Consider the following 15,943-nt stretch of genomic DNA (forward strand, 5'->3'; position numbering starts at 1 on the left):
CCCGGCTTCCGCAGTCTGGCTTCTGGGTCCGGCTCTCGGTGCCTGGCTTACGGCATCTGGTGTTAAGAATGATCATTCATATGCTATGTTTGGTCATTTACCTGTCAGTAAAGCCGGGTAAACTGGTTCGCCATAAAGCAATACAGGATGCCGGCTTGTCCGGCAGCCGATGATAATAACCTGTGCCAACACAACCGATTTGTGAGAAAGCAACCATGAGCAAGTACTCCCATATTCTGCAGCCACTGGATCTTGGCTTCACCACTCTGAAAAACCGCGTGATGATGGGCTCCATGCACACCGGCCTGGAAGATCGTCCGTGGCACTTTGGTGAGCTGGCAGAATACTTTGCCGAGCGTGCCCGTGGTGGTGTTGGCCTGCTGGTAACCGGTGGTTTCTCTCCGAACCGTGCCGGTGACCTGTTGCCGTTTGGCTCCAAAATGATGAGCAGCTGGCAGGTGCCTTTCCATAAGAAAGTAACCAATGCCGTGCATGAAAACGGTTCCAAAATTCTGCTGCAGATTCTGCATGCCGGCCGTTACGGTTACACTCCGCTGAACGTTGCACCTTCTGCGATTAAATCGCCGATTACACCGTTCAAACCAAAAGAACTGACCAGCAAACAGATTTATAAAACCATCGACCAGTATGCCCGTGCCGCCAAACTGGCACAGAAAGCCGGTTACGATGGTGTTGAGGTGATGGGTTCTGAAGGTTATTTCATTACCCAGATGATCAACAAACGCACCAACCAGCGCAGCGACGAGTGGGGCGGTTCTTACGAAAACCGTATCCGTTTCCCACTGGAAGTCATCCGCAAAATGCGTGCGACCGTAGGCGAAGAATTCATCATCATGTTCCGCCTGTCGATGCTGGATCTGGTGGAAGAAGCGTCCGATATGGAAGAAGTTATCCATCTGGCGAAAGAACTGGAAAAAGCCGGTGTCACCATCATTAACACCGGTATCGGCTGGCACGAAGCCCGTGTTCCGACCATCGTGACCTCTGTTCCGCGTGCAGCGTTCGCCGATGTTACCGCCAAGGTAAAAGCGCAGGTGAATATTCCGGTGGTCGCTTCTAACCGTATTAATATGCCGGAAACCGCCGAAGATATTATCGCCAACGGCAAAGCCGATATGGTGTCGATGGCGCGTCCGTTACTGGCCGACCCGTACTGGGTGAAAAAGGTTGAAGAAGACCGCGCTGACGAAATCAACACCTGTATCGCCTGTAACCAGGCTTGTCTGGATCACACTTTTGAAAACAAGCGTGCATCCTGCTTAGTTAACCCGCGTGCCTGTAACGAAACCAAACTGGTGTACATCCCGGTTAAACAGGCGAAAAAAGTAGCTGTTGTTGGTGCTGGTCCTGCGGGTCTGGCCTGTGCCGTTACGGCCGCTGAGCGTGGTCATGCAGTCACTCTGTTTGAAGGCCGTGGCGAAATCGGTGGTCAGTTCAACTACGCCTCGAAAATTCCGGGCAAAGAAGAATTTAAAGAAACCATCCGCTACTTCACCGCCATGATCAAAAAATACAATATTGATCTGAAGCTGAACCACATTGTAACGGCCGATGAATTAAAATCCGGTGGTTTTGACGAAGTGGTGATCGCCTCTGGTGTTGCACCGCGTATGCCGAATATTCCGGGTATCGACAGCCCGAAAGTGGTGTCTTACCAGGAAGTGCTGGATAAAGAACTGCAACTGGGTAAAAGCGTTGCCGTTATGGGTGCCGGTGGTATCGGTTTCGATATCAGCGAATACCTGACCCACGAAGGTGAATCCACCACGCTGAATAAAGATGCCTGGATGAAAGAGTGGGGCGTGGATGAAAGCAACAGCACCCGCGGTGGTCTGAAAAAAGCCGAAATTCATCCATCACCGCGCAAGGTGTACATGATGCAGCGTAAGGCTTCGTCGCTGGGTAAAGGCCTGAACAAAACCACCGGTTGGGTACACCGCGCTGTGATGAAAATGAAAGGCGTGGAAATGATTGGCGGTGTGTCTTACGACAAGATCGACGAGCAGGGCCTGCACATCACCATCACCAAAGGTGAAGAAAGCAGCCAGCGCGTACTCGACGTTGATAACATCGTGATCTGTGCCGGTCAGGTATCGGTTAACGAACTGCACGAAACCCTGAAAGCCGACGAAAGCAAAGGCTTTGGTCTGCACTTAGTGGGTGGCGCTGAGTTTGCCGGTGAACTGGATGCCAAGCGCGCTATCAAACTGGCCAGCGAACTGGCGGCCAGTCTGTAATATCAGGTTGGTTTGCAGTGAATAAAAACGCCGCTTAATGCGGCGTTTTTTTATGGCTGCGGTTTATGAACGCTGCTATGAAAAAATTTCAGGGTAATGCTGATTTACCGGCAGCGTTACTCTGCTTTTATTCTGATTTTTATTTGGTGGCTAAAGCTTCCAGCTCGAAAAAGTCATGGGCATTGCCATTCTGGCTGGTGATACGGATATAGCGGGTATCACGCTCGGCCATAGTGCAGCTCATGGTTGTCTCATTCATGCTTCGGCTGGTGCAGGGAATGCCACCGGTTACAACGCTGAGATTGGAGGCGGTGTAGCTGCTGCCGTTGGCGGACAGCTCAATCAGAATATCCGGATTGCTGCCGGTAATAACAGCTCCTGCCTGACGGATCAGTTTAATGCTTTTAATTTTTTCTACGCTGCCAAAATCAACCACGATTTTTTGACCCGATGCACTGGTCCAGCTGGTATTGATGTTGCCATCGATCAGGTTGTTGGCATTGCTGCTGTTATGGCTGCTACTGGCGCTGGCTCCGCGAGAGAGCAGGGCAACATTAGTATCGGCTTTTAGTCCGGGGATAGAGCTGTCACTACTGCTTCCACCACAGGCGCTGAGAAAAAGTACTGATGCAGCGATAAGGGAGAGTGCTGGTTTCATAATACTGCCTGTCGTAAAGAGGAATGGTTACTGATTATAAAGTTCTGCTGATTTTGCGATCAATAATTAAGCGGTTGTCTGATGTAGAAAGGCGGAGAATGTCTATAAAAAAACCGGGTCTTTGCCCGGTTTTTATTCTGTAAATCAGATTCTATAAATCAGGTTCTATGCACCGCTGTCATTATGTTCCGCCGGCAGCGGAAAACGCACCACCAGATAAAACCCTTCGGCGTCGTCCGGCCAGTCGATATGGCCATGCAACAGTTCGGTGAGCAGATTATACGTCTGGTACAGACCCAGACCTTTGCTGCGTGCTGAAGAGCGCTGGGTGGTATAGAACGGCATAAAGATGGCTTCACGCTGCTCGGCGTCGATGCCTTTACCATTATCCTGATAATGCAGCTCCAGATGTTCACCACGTTCGCGTAAATCAACGCTGATCTGCAGTTTGCCTTCGGCTTCCTGCTCCCGGTTGTGCACGCAGGAGTTATCAACCAGCTGATTGAGAATAATGTCGAGGGCTTCCGGGTAGGTTTGCCATTCGGTCAGATAACTGTGAATACCGGTACGCAGTTTTACCTGCGGATGTTGCTGGCTGTTGGTATTACGCCATTGTTCGAGCCATGGGCGCAGCTCGATGATTTCGCTGGCGTACTGGTTTTCCAGTACTACGGCATTTTTCATCAGTTGGTTAAGGCTGTTGAGGCGCTCAATACCATCGTGAATATGCACCAGCCCTTGCTGCAGTTGTTGCTGGGCTTCGTCGGCACTCCAGTCATCGTGGTGCTCGGTTAAGAAGCTTTCGGCCAGACGGATATTGCCCAGTGGCGTATTCATTTCGTGGGCAATGCCCATCACCAGCTGGCGCAGTGCGAGGGTCTTTTCTTTTTGCAGGTGCATCAGCTCCTGCTCCTGTTGATACTGTTCGGTGACGTTCTGGCCGGAGCCAATCCAGGCGGCACGTTCGCCCGGTGCGCGTTTGCGGATGGTCAGTGACACCATCAGGCGTTCGCCGGTCAGGGGCTGAATAATGGCAACAACAAAAGCCTGTACACGTCCGCTGTCGCGCAGTTTGCGCCACAGGGCCCGGCGCTGTGAGGCTTCGGCGATCAGGCTGTCAAAGCTCGGGTTGTCATTGCTGAAATGATTCTGCTCGCTGTAACCCAGCATCGTGCGCCAGGCCGGGTTGGTTTTGAGGAAAAAACCTTCTTCGTCGAGCTGGAACTTTCCGGTCAGTGAGTTCTGATACAGGTCTTCGTAGTCGCGCAGATACTGAATGGCATCTTCCTGGCTTTTCAGCATCGCTTTACGCGCCGCCAGCTGATCTTTCTGCAGACGCATAATACGCTCACCCAGCGCCAGCGACAGCAGAATGACTTCCATAAAGGAGCCAATCTGATAGGCGTACAGAGTAAAGGTATTGGTCGGAATCAGGCCCAGGCTGCGGGCATTGGCCAGAATCAGTCCGGTTATCAGCATGATCCAGGCAATGGTGAAGAAGCGTGCGGCTGATTCGCCGCCAATCCAGACACGGATGCTGACAATAAGAGCCGATGCGGTTATCAGCATGCTGAGAAGATTATTAATCGGCACCATTACTTCGTAATGCAGCAGCGGAATCATCAGCAGGGTGACGAGCGTGATCGCGGTGTATACACGGAACAACCGGTAGGCTGCCGGGCTGTGTTGCTTCAGGCGTAAAAAATTGGGCACAAAGAAACACAGAATCAGCTGATTCACAGAGAACGCCAGCAGAAACGCGCTGTTATTAATCATCGGCAGTTCTGGCCAGAAGAACTGGAAGGCTGAACCTTCATAAGTCATATGAAATAACAGGAACGACAGCACAAACGCCGAGTAATAGAAGTAACTGCGCTCGCGGGTAGCGAAGAAAATAAACAGGTTATAAAGGCCCATTACCAGCATGGTGGCGTAGTAGCCGCCACGCAGGATGTTGTTCATCAGCAGTTCGTTATGCAGCGTCTGACTGTCGACCAGACTGGCCGGTAACTGATACGTGCCGTGGGTTTCAACGCGCAGTAACAACAGGTAGTCGTGCCCCTTGTCGGTCGGCAGGTGAATAATGGTGTTCGGGTGCGATACATCGCGGTTGATGTCGAACGGCTGTAAATCACCGGCCTGCTTGTGTACACATTCACTGCTGTTGTTGTAGGGGCGCGGGCACAGGTACATATCGACCTGATCGAGCAGTGAGTAGCGGTTCCACAGGTACCAGTCATCCAGGCTGCCGGTGCTGAGCGAAGTGCGCAACCAGAAGGCTGAATCGCTGAAGCCAAAATTCAGACTGTCGGATTTACTGTTCTGCCAGCTGTCCGTCAGCATGGCGGCATCCGGCGTCAGGCTGCGATGCGGATCTTCCAGCCACTGACTGTGGCGGCCGATGCTGAAATCGCCCGGCATATTCAGGTTTAAGACCGGCGGTAACAGCGGCAGGCTAGCGGAGGTTTTGTCGTTTTGTGTGTGCGGTGCGGGATCCGACGCCAGGGCACTGCTGTGCTGGGTAAAAGAAAATAACAGCAGCATAAACATCACCGGTAGCGCCCGGAGCAGCGGCTGAGGGAATAACGCGCGACTGGCTATAGCCATGGAATAATCCTGAAAATAAAAGATGTTACTGGTTATAGGCGAGTGCCAGTGTGAGCAGGGTCAACCAGCCGACCAGTCCGGCCACAATTGCCGCCCAGTTCTGGCCTGAAAGCTCAGTATTCTGCGCAAAAAAATGCAGATGTTTGTCGTGAATCTGATTGATGCTCTGATTTGCCAGCAGGTTGGGCAGCAGTGTCATCAGGTTAAGCAGAATCCCCCAGGGATGATCGGTAGCCAGTAACCACAGTGGCACCAGCGTAAAAATCAGAAACAACAGGTAAATACGTAAAGGCGACCAGCGCGGAGTAGCGTTTTCAACCCGTGCACGCTGATGAATCCGGCGATAAAGATCGTACTGATAGACAACAGCCAGCAGTGTACGCAGCAACGGATTAACCGCTTCACCACGGCGTTGCAGTTGCAGCCAGTTGCGGTATGTCCAGAACAGCGCGTAGAGGCCAAAGGTAGCCAGTGTCAGTTCGATCAGTTTTTCCGTACCGACCTGAAAGAAGGTGGCTTTATGCTGTTGTTCCGGGTGAGGCTGCATGAAGGGTCCTGAAATGGTGGCCTACAGAGTCATTACGCCGGCAGTATACCCCGGCTGTTTGCACGGGGAAATGCCGTCAGCGCCTTCATAATGTCAGTACTGATGCGGGCTGGCGGGGGATGTGTCGCGGCGCTGGTCATTGGCGCAGGCTTTCAGTAATCTAGCCGGTCATTTAATCCGCCTTACAGATACATTTTGTATGTTTTTTGAACAGGAACGAGGGCAGTTTTTCCGCCCGTTGACCGGCAAGTACCGTGCTCAGGTGATGGAGAGCCTGCGCGAGCTGTACCAACGCCTGTACAGCTCCAGCAGTGCCGATTACGGTCAGGCTCTGGCCCGCGATACCCTGATTGAAATCTTTCAGGAAGCACTGGTGCGTGCGCCACTGCTGGCGGACGAAGGTCTGTCAGATGAGCAGCAGAATGATGCTGCCAGTGACGACAACAGCGAAGGCCGTTTCCGCACCAGCCGCGATCAGGCCGTTTGGGTGCTGAACCAGCTGCTGGAACATGGCTGGATCGAAAAGCAGGTAGACGAAGCAACACTGCAAAGTACCTTTGCCTTTAGCCGTTATGGCCGGTTGTTTACCGAACCCTTTGTGGCTGAAAGCCGCAGCATGGCGCGCACCCGCCACCGTAATACCCGTAATACCCGTAACTCACTCGAGTCTTTTCTGGAACGTGGCGATATTTACGATCTGCTGGATGCCTACGAATATTCCGAGCGCATCATCAGCGACTTCACCGATGTGATCGCCGAGCTGGAAGAGCGCAAACGTGATCTGGTACGGGAAATGGAAGATCAGCTGCTGGTGCAGCGTGCCAGCGAAGCCTTCTTCGACTTTATGGAAAACCGTTTCCAGCCTGACCTGTCGGTACGTTTATCGGCCGATAACGTGGAAAAACACCGCGATCAGATCAGCCAGCTGATTAATGGTATCCGCAAGCGCGATAAAGCCTTTAAAGCCAATGCCGAACGCCGCCTGCGCGAATTATTACCGGATATTGCTCAGGAAGGGCAGTCGGTGCTCTGGACCATTCTCGACGGCATTGAAATGCGCCTGCGTAATGCCTCCGACATTATGTTGCCGGCCCTGCGCAAAGCGCTGCAAAGCTTTACCAAGCGCGCCGATATTATTATCCGCCAGATGAGCTATCTGGCGTCGCAGCAGCACAACGATGTACTGGCGGTCTGTAAGCGTCTGGCAGCAATGCCGGAAAAACAGCAGAACGCCTTGCTGGATAAAGCCGCCGACCGTATGGCCGTACCACAGATTGCACTGGTTGATCCGGGGCAGGTGCGTCTTGCCGCACCGCGTCAGCGTCGCATGATTGATGCCGCCGTTGATGATGGTCAGGGCGATTTTGATGTGGATGCACGTAAGGATATTTATATCCAGCAGGTGCTGGATCAGGCCTTCCTGGTGAATCAGCAAGCCCTGAAAACCTATATGCAGAAGCACCTGGGCAGTGGCCGTAAAGTGTCTACCCGTGAATTACCGATTGAAAATGCCAAAGATTTTCTTGCGGTTGCTCATGCCATCGGGCTGGGCGCCGCTGATGGTTTATCCAGTGAATTTGAATTCCGCATTGAATACGATGAGCAGGCCGACACTGAGTGTACTGACGGGGCTGAAAACAGCGCCACGTATTTCCTGAAAAAAGACCACTTCACCTTCGAGCTGGTGCAGAAAGAGTCCTGAATATGTTGCAGATCATTGAAAAAGAGTTAGAAAAAGAAGGCCTCAGCCAGCGTGATTTTTCCGAATTACTGGTACGTCTGCTGGATTATGGTGTTGTCTGCCGTGACGAAAGCCAGATTGAGCAGCAGCTGTACGACCGCTACCTGCGACTGGAAGAATTAATCGGCGATTATCTGTCGCTGCTGGGCATCCGTATTCAGCACGACCGCCGTTTTCAGTTTGTGCGTTTATATCCGCCCGGTGCCCAGGTGCCCGGCATGGTGGATGATCCGCAGAACAGCGGTGCCCAGGCATTCCGCAGCCGCTTAAATCAGAACGAAGTGGCGTTGATTCTGGTGCTGCGCGCGCAATACGACAAAGCACTGCGCGAAGGTATGGTGGATGAACAGGGCTGCGTCATGGTATCGCTGGAAGCGCTCAGCATTGCCATGAAAAATCTGCTGAAACGCACTCTGCCGGAAAACCTGACTGAGCGTAAAGCGCTGTTCCGCCGCTTAAAACAATTACGTCTGGTGCAGATTGCCAACGAAGATACCTTAACCGATGGCGATATGTGGCTGCGTGTACGACCAATGATTATGAGCTATGTCTCCGATCAGGTGCTGTCGGAATTAATGGAAGACGAGCAGCAGGACAATGCGGATGCTGCCGGGCAGCCGGTTTCTTCAGAGGCAGGTGCAACCGCAGAAGGCGCCAGCGCTGAGGATACTGATGAGTCTTTGCAGGCTGCAGCAGAAGAGGCTGCCGAAAAGACCGAAGGTGTTTTTGAAGGTGCTGCTGAAGAGGTTACTGACGAAGCCACTGACGATAGCGTGGCAACAGAAGATACCGTGGCGACCGCTGCCGAAGAGCCTGTAGCCACAGAAGAAGAATCAACGGCCACTGCCGCAGGGCAGGCGCCGGAAGAAACAGAAGAGCAGGCAGCCGACAGTAAAAAACAACCTGCCAGTTTGTTTGGGGAATAATTGTCATGTTTTTAAAGAAGTTTATTTACGTTAACTGGGGCAATATTCCGGCAACCGAATTTGAATTCGGCCCGATTAATTTACTGTCTGGCGGTAACGGCTCGGGTAAAACCACCGCAGCCGATGCGATTCAGACCATTATGACCGCCGCCCACGATACGCTGTTTCATTACAACCCGGGTCAGGACGAAGCGACCCAGCGTGGCCGTGGTAAAAACGTCCGTACCCTGGCGTCTTATGTGCTGGGTTGTGACGACGGCAGTTATGCCCGCCCGAATGGTGCCGTAGGCTATCTGGCTGCAGTTTTTCATCCGACCGTTGGTGCCGATGGTGCCGCCGGTGAAAGTGGTGAACCTTTTACCGCCATTATTGGTGTCAGTGCATCCATTGATCGTGCCGGCAGTCAGCCGGTGGCGCGCCAGAATGATCTGCAGTTTTATATTGTCACCGAACAGCTGACGCTGTCGGATTTTCTGCACGACGATAAAGACGGTCAGCGTAATGTGATCGAGCTGAATAAATTGCCGGGTCATCTGAAAGGGCGCATGGATGCCAGCAATATCGAAAAATACGATACCAAAAAACAATATCTGCGCCGTCTGTACGGAGCTCTGCGTGGCCGCACCGATGCGGTGAGTGAGCGCGAAGCGATGAATGCCGCGCGTACCTTCTCACGTTTTATGGCGTATAAACCGGTTAAAAGCATCAACGGTTTTGTTGCCAACGAAATTCTTGAAGCCAAAGATCTGGGTGATGCGATCCGCAGTGTATCCGATCTGATGAAAACCATTTATGCGATGGAATCGGATGCCAATACCCTGGCAGAAACCATCGCCATTCTGAGCAATACCAAAGGTGCCTCACAGCGTTATATCGATCAGTGGATCGACTACAACGTACTGGAATACACCGCCGCCAAGAGCCGCTATATCAATGATCAGCGGGCGTATCTGGCCGCTAAAGAAAAGCAGCAGGGCATCCGTGAGCGTCTGCATAAAGCAGAAAAAGAACGGGAAACCGCACAGGAACGCCGCAAGCAGTTGCGTGAGCAGCTGATCAGCATGGAAGCCCAGCGCCGTGGTATCGATGCGCTGCAGGATAAAGACGCTGCCGAACAAGCCATTGCCGAAGGCAAAAAACAATTACAGCAGCAGGCCATTCCGCTGCTGGAGCAGGACCAGTTATTACAGGCCTCGTTGCGTGCTACCGAACTGGTGTATGGCGCGCTGCAGAAAACCTCCATTGGTCTGGAAATTCCAACCCTGGGGCAAAAGAAAATTATCGATCAGGCCAAACAGGTTCTGGCGATTAAAGATCAGGGCGCGGTCGATTTCCGCAAACTGCTGGGTAAAGACTGGGTTGATCTGTCACCGCTGGAAGCGCATCTGGATGATGCCCAGCAACAGCAGATGCTGGTTAACCAGTGGCGTGAGCGTTTCCATTCCACCGAACTGGAAAGCAGTGGTATTTCCCTGCGCGATCAGATTGCCAAGCAGGTCGATCGCCGCGAACAGAAGCTGCAGCAGATTCAGGGCCGCATAGCGCAGAAGCAGGCGGATATCGACAGTCTGGAATCGCGTCAGCTGAATTATCCGGGTTTTGTCCGTCAGGCACTGGAAGCGATTCGCCGCGAATGTCCGCAGGCTGATCCGCGCGTATTGGCCGACTACGTGGAAATTACCGACCCACAATGGCAGAGCGCCATTGAAGGTTATATCGGTGGTGCCCGTTTCAGCATTATTGTGGAATCGGTATTTGAAGCCGAAGCGGCGCATATTTTACGTTCTATTCCGGGCGGCAGCCGGGCGCGGGTTATTCAGGGCGAAAAAGCGAAAAAAGACTGTGAGCGCCTGAAATTATCCGATAAATCCATTATTCATTTAATGGAATTTGAGCACGCTACCGCGCGTTATTACCTCGAAGCCAGTTACGGTTCGGTTGAACAGGTGGCCGATGCTCAGGCGCTGCGTATGACCCGTCGTGGTGTCACTAAAGACGGCCTGGGTTCCGGTGCTTATTCGGTTTATCGCTGTGACCTGGACGATACCGAACTGGTGTTTGGTCTGGGTGCCCGTGAGCGCGCACTGGCGGCGAAAAAAGCAGAATATGAGGCTCTGGTTGAGCAGGCTAACGAAGCGGCTTACCAGCTTAAACAGGTTCAGCAATTACTGGATGCGGTGAATCTGCTGCGCCATGTGAGTTTTGCCGATCAGATGCAGCAGATGCTGGATACCCAGTATCAGATGCAGCAGGCCGAACAGGCATTAAGCAATGTGGATCTGTCTGATTTCTCGCAGCTGGAAAGCCAGTTCGATGCACTGAAAGAAAAAGCCGATGATCTGGATGCCCAGATTAAAGAGCTCGATGGTGAGCTGGGACGTTTACAGCAACAGCTGAACGACAGCGAAAAACAGTGCAAGCACCTGAGTGATCAGCAGGAACAGACGTCTGAAGTGGCGGACAGCAAAGAAGAAGCCCTGCGTCATATTGTCAGCGTCTGGCCGGAATTCGATACCGAAGCCCGGCTAGCGGCGGCAGATACCGAAGCGCAGGAAAGTCCGGCGGATGCGATTGAAAATCATCGTAAAAGCATCAGTCAGGAACTTAATTCCACGGCTTATGAAATCGAGCGCAATATTGCCGAACATAATCTTCGTTGTCAGACCGCGGATGCTATCGTCTACACCCCGGATTACCGTCAGGAACACAGCGTTGCTTTCTTTAAGACCGTTTGTGGTCTGGAACGCGAAGTTGAGCGCGTTTATAACCGCCTGAAAAATAATATTCTGGTGGAGAAACAGGACAAACTGGTGCAGCTGCGCGAAAGCTTTAACAACGCCTTTGTGACCAACCTGTGTCACTCCATTTATCAGGCGATTAATGATGGTAAGCGCATCCTTGAAGACCTGAATAAAGAACTGGCACACCATCAGTTTGGTGCTGACCGGGAAACCTACTGGTTCGATTGGCAGTGGGTGCCGGAGTACAAAGAATACTGGCAGTTCTTCGAAGAAATTATCAAGAACCCGAGTCTTGGCGACGGTGCGACACTCTTTACCGCTGATCTGTCGAAAAACTCCAAGCGTGTGCGTGATCACCTGATGACCATGCTGCTCGACGATGATGAGCAGAAAGCAATGCGTGAGCTGGAGCGGATTTCCGATTACCGGAATTACCGTGCCTACGAAATTTACAAGCAACCGGCCAATAAAGAGCCAATTGCACTGAGCCAGTACGGTACCGGCTCCGGCGGTCAGCTGGAAACTCCGGCTTATATTATCCGCTCGGCGGCCATTACCTCGGCCTTCCGCTTTAATGAAGGAGATACCCATCTGCGCGTGGTGCTGGTGGATGAGGCCTTCTCGAAAATGGATGAAACCCGCTCGAAAGAGGTGATTAATTACCTCACCGAAAGTCTGGGGCTGCAACTGCTGTTTATTATGCCAACCAGTAAATCCGGGCCATTTATGGATCTGATTTCCAACCAGTTTGTGTTTTCCAAAGTACCGCTGACCGGCGGTCAGAAAAAAGGTGAACTGCAGACCCGGGTGCTGATTGACCGTCAGCAGTGCAATCAGGAAAAAGTCAAAGAGCTGTGGGCGAATCATCGTCGCACCATTCGTCATCAGGCGGCGCTCGATTTTATGGAGGAGTTTGCCTGATGTATGACTCTGTGGAAGAAAAGCGCCCTTATGGTCAGGGTGATGCGTCTTTTCAGGCAGCCGGTGGCTTTGATGGTATCAAAGCCCTGGTTGATGATTTTTATGCGGCGATGGATACCCTGCCGGAAGCGGCGAATATCCGCGCGATGCATCCGGCCGATTTATCTACCTCGGCCGATAAACTGACGCGATTTTTGTGTGGCTGGCTCGGTGGTCCGCGTTTGTTCAGCGAAAAATACGGCCCGATTGCGATTCCTAAATTTCATCAGGCGTTTCCTATCGGTCCGGCGGAGCGCGACGCCTGGTTGCTGTGCATGAAAGTCGCAGCGGCTAAGCAGCCCTTTGCCGATGACTTTAAAACCTACCTGCTGGAGCAGCTCTATGTGCCGGCGGAACGCAGTCGCAGCCGCGATTAAGCTCGTTATCTTCTGGCTGCTGAGCGTTTCTGTCGCTCAGGCAGCCGTGTACCGCTGGGTTGATGAACGCGGCCAGGTACATTTTTCTGATAAACCCCATAAACAGGCTGAAGTACTGGAACTGAAAACGCAGGGTAATAATGGCTGGCAGCCATTGGATATCCGCGTCATTCAGGAGGGCAGTCTGGCGTCGGCCGCCCAGCAACTGGATCTGGCGCGCATCAAGCGTGAAGTGAATGAGGTTTACCGCTTTTACGATCAGGTGATTTATTTTGATTTTTACCGCCAGGTGCCGGTGAAAATTCATCTGCTTGCTGATCAGCGTGAATATATGGCCTTTGTGAAGCGTATTTCCGGATACTCGGCCGCCAATTCCCTGGGGGTATACCTGTCAAAAACCCATGAGATTGCGGTGTTTATTCACGATGATGCTCTGGGCGGAATTGAAAGCACTTACAGAACCATCCGCCATGAAGCCAGTCATGCGATTCTGCATTCTCTGGCGCAGATACTACCGGACTGGCTCAATGAAGGTATGGCCGAGCAAATGGAAACACTCAGTTATAGCCCGGAAGGATTTCTGATCGGCAGCCATGACAGTAACCGCCGCAGCTTTCTTGCCCGCCAGAACAAGGCGATGGACGTGCTGAAGTTTATTGAAGTGCGCAGTGACGACTGGCGCAATGCCAATCACCGGCGTGGGGTAAATCAGCAGATGGCAGGGCAGCTGGTGTATATGCTGCTGTCGACCACTTATGGCCGCAGCCTGATTACGCGTTTATTGCAGGATTATAAACGCGGGGTGAATATGCGCGCTTTTTACTTGCTGGATGAACACTATATTGGTGGTTCTCAGGCGCTGAAAACACACTGGGAAAACTGGCTTAAAACAGAGATGCGGCAACCAGCGATAATTCGTCTGCAATAAGCGTAAAAACGGCCGCTGTTCAGCGGCGGATAACCCCATGATCCAGCGCGTAGCGGATTAACCCGGCAGAATTACCGATGCCCAGCTTCTGCTTGATCTTCAGCCGGTGTGCTTCCACAGTACGCACAGAAATATCCAGTTCGCGGGCGATTTCTTTATTACCCAGGCCTTCGGCCAGGCGGGCCAGTACATCTTCTTCGCGTGGGCTTAATACATCTTCGCTGGCGGGCGGGCGGGGGCGGCCAAATTCACTGAACAGGGTTTTGGCAACGCTGGAACTGAAGTAAGTGCCGCCCTGATGTACGGTCTGAACGGCAAGAATCAGCTCTTCCGGAGCTACATCTTTTAATACGTAGCCAGCGGCTCCGGCCTGGATAACTTTCATAATATATTCGCGATCATCATGCATGGTAATGATCAGCAGGCGAATATCCGGCAGTTGTTCCTGAAAGGCGATACAGGCTTCAAGACCGTTCATGACCGGCATGGATATATCCAGCAAGACAACATCCGGATGGTGCTCTGCTGCGGCAGCCAGGGCTTCTTCACCATTACTGACATCGGCGACCACGCTCAGTCCTTCGCTTTCGAGGCTGACTTTAAGCCCTTCACGCACCATCGGATGGTCGTCGGCAATAATCAGGCGAATTGGTTTGCTGCTCATAATGAATCGGCCTCTCTTAAGGCTGTGTCCGGATTAAGGAAAAATTCCGCATGAATGAGTGTACCCTGTGTGCGCCGGCTGCGGACACTAAACTTTCCGCCTACAAGTTCAACCCGTTCACGCATGTTCATCAGGCCGATACCGCTCTGATCTTCTTCGAGAGAAAACCCGCAGCCGTTGTCTTCCATTTCAATCAGAATACTCTGCAGATTATGGCTGATATTCAGGCTGACCTGAGTCGCTTCGGCATGCTTTTGCACATTGGTAATGGCTTCCTGTACCAGACGATACAGTGTCATCTCAATGGCATCGGGCAGGCGGGTTTCCGGTAAACGGATACGCCGTTTTACCCGTATTTTTCCCGACTCGCTGATATTATCGAGCAGACTGTGCAATGCCGCCTCAAGGCCCAGATCATCAAGCATCACCGGGCGCAGATTGTGTGATACCCGGCGTACTTCCTGAATCGACATATTGAGCATGTCGGTGGCTTTATGCAGATGCTCACGGGCATCTTCATGGGGCCATTTTTTATCCGCCAGATTCAAGCGCAATTTGGCGGATACCAGCATCTGATTAATGCCATCATGCAACTCTCGGGCAAACGTCCGGCGCTGCATAACCTGAAAGGCTACAGAGCGATGCGCCAGATCCTGCAGGCGCTGATCGGCCAGCTGGGTGGCATGAATATTAATAATAATAACGATGATGACGACCAGCGCGAGGGTAACGGCCAGCAATACAGACGCCGCGAGAAAGGTACGGCGTACATTGGTATTCACTTTATTCTGCAGTGAGCGGGTTTCAGCGGCGATATCATCAACGTACAGGCCGGTGCCCATCATCCAGTTAAGATAAGGAATATTGACGACGTAACTGAGCTTGTTTTCCTGCCCCGATAACGAGGGCTTATTCCAGATATAGCGATAAAACCCACCACCTTTACCCGCCAGCGCCAGCAGATCGCGGATAACATACTGGCCGTTATCGTCCTGAAAATCGATCATGGGTTGGCCGACCAGATCCGGCTGTGCCGGGTGAACAAGGTTGGTACCGTTCTGGTCGTAAACAAAAAAGTAGCCATCGTTACCGTAGGTGAGCCCCTGCAGAATGCGTTTGATTTCGTATTCTGCCCGTGACTGGTCGAGGCCATATTCCAGTTCTTCCAGAACCGGATTAATCGATGTCATGGCCAGGCTGACATAATCGACCAGCGCTTTGCGTTTACTGGCCAGTACGTTTTCTTCAAAAATAGCGACCTGTTGCTGTGCCAGTTGCTGTGCCTGGCGCTGGGTTATCCAGGTAATGGTCAGGGTGAGTGCGACCAGTGGTAATACGGTAAGCAGCAGGATCTTGGCTTTTAACGTCAGATTCATACCCGGTGGCCGTGGCGGAATTAAAAGATTGTTCATCTTAGAACCTGTCGGCAAGGATAGATAGTCGCCGTTCAGAGCCTGATTCTGTCGTTTGCTGTCGGGTATTCATAAGTACTTTATTGTCATTATTATTGTCAGCAAAGAGAGCAGCGGTAATGGA

11 protein-coding genes are annotated in these 15,943 nt (G+C 52.2%); 6 read left to right on the forward strand and 5 right to left on the reverse strand.

The window, feature by feature from the left end; genetic code table 11:
* The first annotated feature begins 215 nt into the window (after positions 1–215).
* Positions 216–2,258, forward strand: coding sequence for an NADPH-dependent 2,4-dienoyl-CoA reductase (locus HUF18_RS08750; RefSeq protein WP_225691904.1), 2,043 nt, complete (start codon positions 216–218; stop codon positions 2,256–2,258).
* A 139-nt stretch (positions 2,259–2,397) separates the two neighbouring features.
* Here HUF18_RS08750 and HUF18_RS08755 read toward each other — a convergent pair whose 3' ends face one another.
* From HUF18_RS08755 to HUF18_RS08765, 3 genes are all read right to left on the reverse strand, one after another.
* On the reverse strand, positions 2,398–2,916 hold the full coding sequence (locus tag HUF18_RS08755; RefSeq protein ID WP_225691905.1) for a discoidin domain-containing protein: 519 nt from the start codon (positions 2,914–2,916) through the stop codon (positions 2,398–2,400).
* A 165-nt stretch (positions 2,917–3,081) separates the two neighbouring features.
* Positions 3,082–5,523, reverse strand: coding sequence for a sensor histidine kinase (locus HUF18_RS08760; protein ID WP_225691906.1), 2,442 nt, complete (start codon positions 5,521–5,523; stop codon positions 3,082–3,084).
* A 25-nt stretch (positions 5,524–5,548) separates the two neighbouring features.
* On the reverse strand, positions 5,549–6,070 hold the full coding sequence (locus HUF18_RS08765; protein WP_145468987.1) for a hypothetical protein: 522 nt from the start codon (positions 6,068–6,070) through the stop codon (positions 5,549–5,551).
* Positions 6,071–6,269: 199 nt separating this feature from the next.
* Here HUF18_RS08765 and HUF18_RS08770 point away from each other — a divergent pair, with 199 nt between their 5' ends.
* The 5 genes from HUF18_RS08770 to HUF18_RS08790 are packed head-to-tail and all read left to right on the forward strand — an operon-like array spanning position 6,270 to position 13,743.
* A complete protein-coding gene (locus tag HUF18_RS08770; protein ID WP_225691907.1) occupies positions 6,270–7,772 on the forward strand; it encodes a Wadjet anti-phage system protein JetA family protein in 1,503 nt (500 codons plus the stop codon).
* A 2-nt stretch (positions 7,773–7,774) separates the two neighbouring features.
* Positions 7,775–8,737, forward strand: a complete 963-nt coding sequence (locus HUF18_RS08775) for a DUF4194 domain-containing protein (protein WP_225691908.1) — start codon at positions 7,775–7,777, stop codon at positions 8,735–8,737.
* Between the two features lie 5 nt (positions 8,738–8,742).
* Entirely contained in the window at positions 8,743–12,399 is a 3,657-nt protein-coding gene (locus HUF18_RS08780) for an ATP-binding protein (RefSeq protein ID WP_225691909.1), read from the forward strand.
* Complete coding sequence (locus HUF18_RS08785; protein ID WP_225691910.1) at positions 12,399–12,815, forward strand: group II truncated hemoglobin; 417 nt, start codon at positions 12,399–12,401, stop codon at positions 12,813–12,815. The genes HUF18_RS08780 and HUF18_RS08785 overlap by 1 nt, the downstream gene beginning before the upstream one ends.
* Positions 12,781–13,743 (forward strand): DUF4124 domain-containing protein, encoded by a 963-nt coding sequence (locus HUF18_RS08790; protein ID WP_225691911.1) that lies wholly within the window; start codon positions 12,781–12,783, stop codon positions 13,741–13,743. Before HUF18_RS08785 ends, HUF18_RS08790 begins: the two co-directional genes overlap by 35 nt.
* A gap of 19 nt (positions 13,744–13,762) precedes the next feature.
* On the opposite strand, the gene HUF18_RS08795 is transcribed toward HUF18_RS08790, so the two are convergent.
* Positions 13,763–14,407 carry a response regulator gene (locus HUF18_RS08795; RefSeq protein WP_225691912.1) on the reverse strand — a complete coding sequence of 215 codons (645 nt, stop codon included), beginning with the start codon at positions 14,405–14,407 and terminating at the stop codon, positions 13,763–13,765.
* Positions 14,404–15,819 (reverse strand): cache domain-containing protein, encoded by a 1,416-nt coding sequence (locus tag HUF18_RS08800; RefSeq protein ID WP_225691913.1) that lies wholly within the window; start codon positions 15,817–15,819, stop codon positions 14,404–14,406. The genes HUF18_RS08795 and HUF18_RS08800 overlap by 4 nt, the downstream gene beginning before the upstream one ends.
* Between the last annotated feature and the right edge of the window lie 124 nt (positions 15,820–15,943).

Source organism: Thalassolituus sp. ST750PaO-4, from assembly GCF_020320405.1.
GTDB lineage: Bacteria > Pseudomonadota > Gammaproteobacteria > Pseudomonadales > Oceanobacteraceae > Venatoribacter > Venatoribacter alkanivorans.

Coding starts and splice junctions, on each gene's coding strand:
- HUF18_RS08750 (WP_225691904.1), top strand. CDS start 216: ATGAGCAAGTACTCCCATATTCTGCAGCCACTGGATCTTGGCTTCACC.
- HUF18_RS08755 (WP_225691905.1), bottom strand. CDS start 2,916: ATGAAACCAGCACTCTCCCTTATCGCTGCATCAGTACTTTTTCTCAGC.
- HUF18_RS08760 (WP_225691906.1), bottom strand. CDS start 5,523: ATGGCTATAGCCAGTCGCGCGTTATTCCCTCAGCCGCTGCTCCGGGCG.
- HUF18_RS08765 (WP_145468987.1), bottom strand. CDS start 6,070: ATGCAGCCTCACCCGGAACAACAGCATAAAGCCACCTTCTTTCAGGTC.
- HUF18_RS08770 (WP_225691907.1), top strand. CDS start 6,270: ATGTTTTTTGAACAGGAACGAGGGCAGTTTTTCCGCCCGTTGACCGGC.
- HUF18_RS08775 (WP_225691908.1), top strand. CDS start 7,775: ATGTTGCAGATCATTGAAAAAGAGTTAGAAAAAGAAGGCCTCAGCCAG.
- HUF18_RS08780 (WP_225691909.1), top strand. CDS start 8,743: ATGTTTTTAAAGAAGTTTATTTACGTTAACTGGGGCAATATTCCGGCA.
- HUF18_RS08785 (WP_225691910.1), top strand. CDS start 12,399: ATGTATGACTCTGTGGAAGAAAAGCGCCCTTATGGTCAGGGTGATGCG.
- HUF18_RS08790 (WP_225691911.1), top strand. CDS start 12,781: ATGTGCCGGCGGAACGCAGTCGCAGCCGCGATTAAGCTCGTTATCTTC.
- HUF18_RS08795 (WP_225691912.1), bottom strand. CDS start 14,407: ATGAGCAGCAAACCAATTCGCCTGATTATTGCCGACGACCATCCGATG.
- HUF18_RS08800 (WP_225691913.1), bottom strand. CDS start 15,819: ATGAACAATCTTTTAATTCCGCCACGGCCACCGGGTATGAATCTGACG.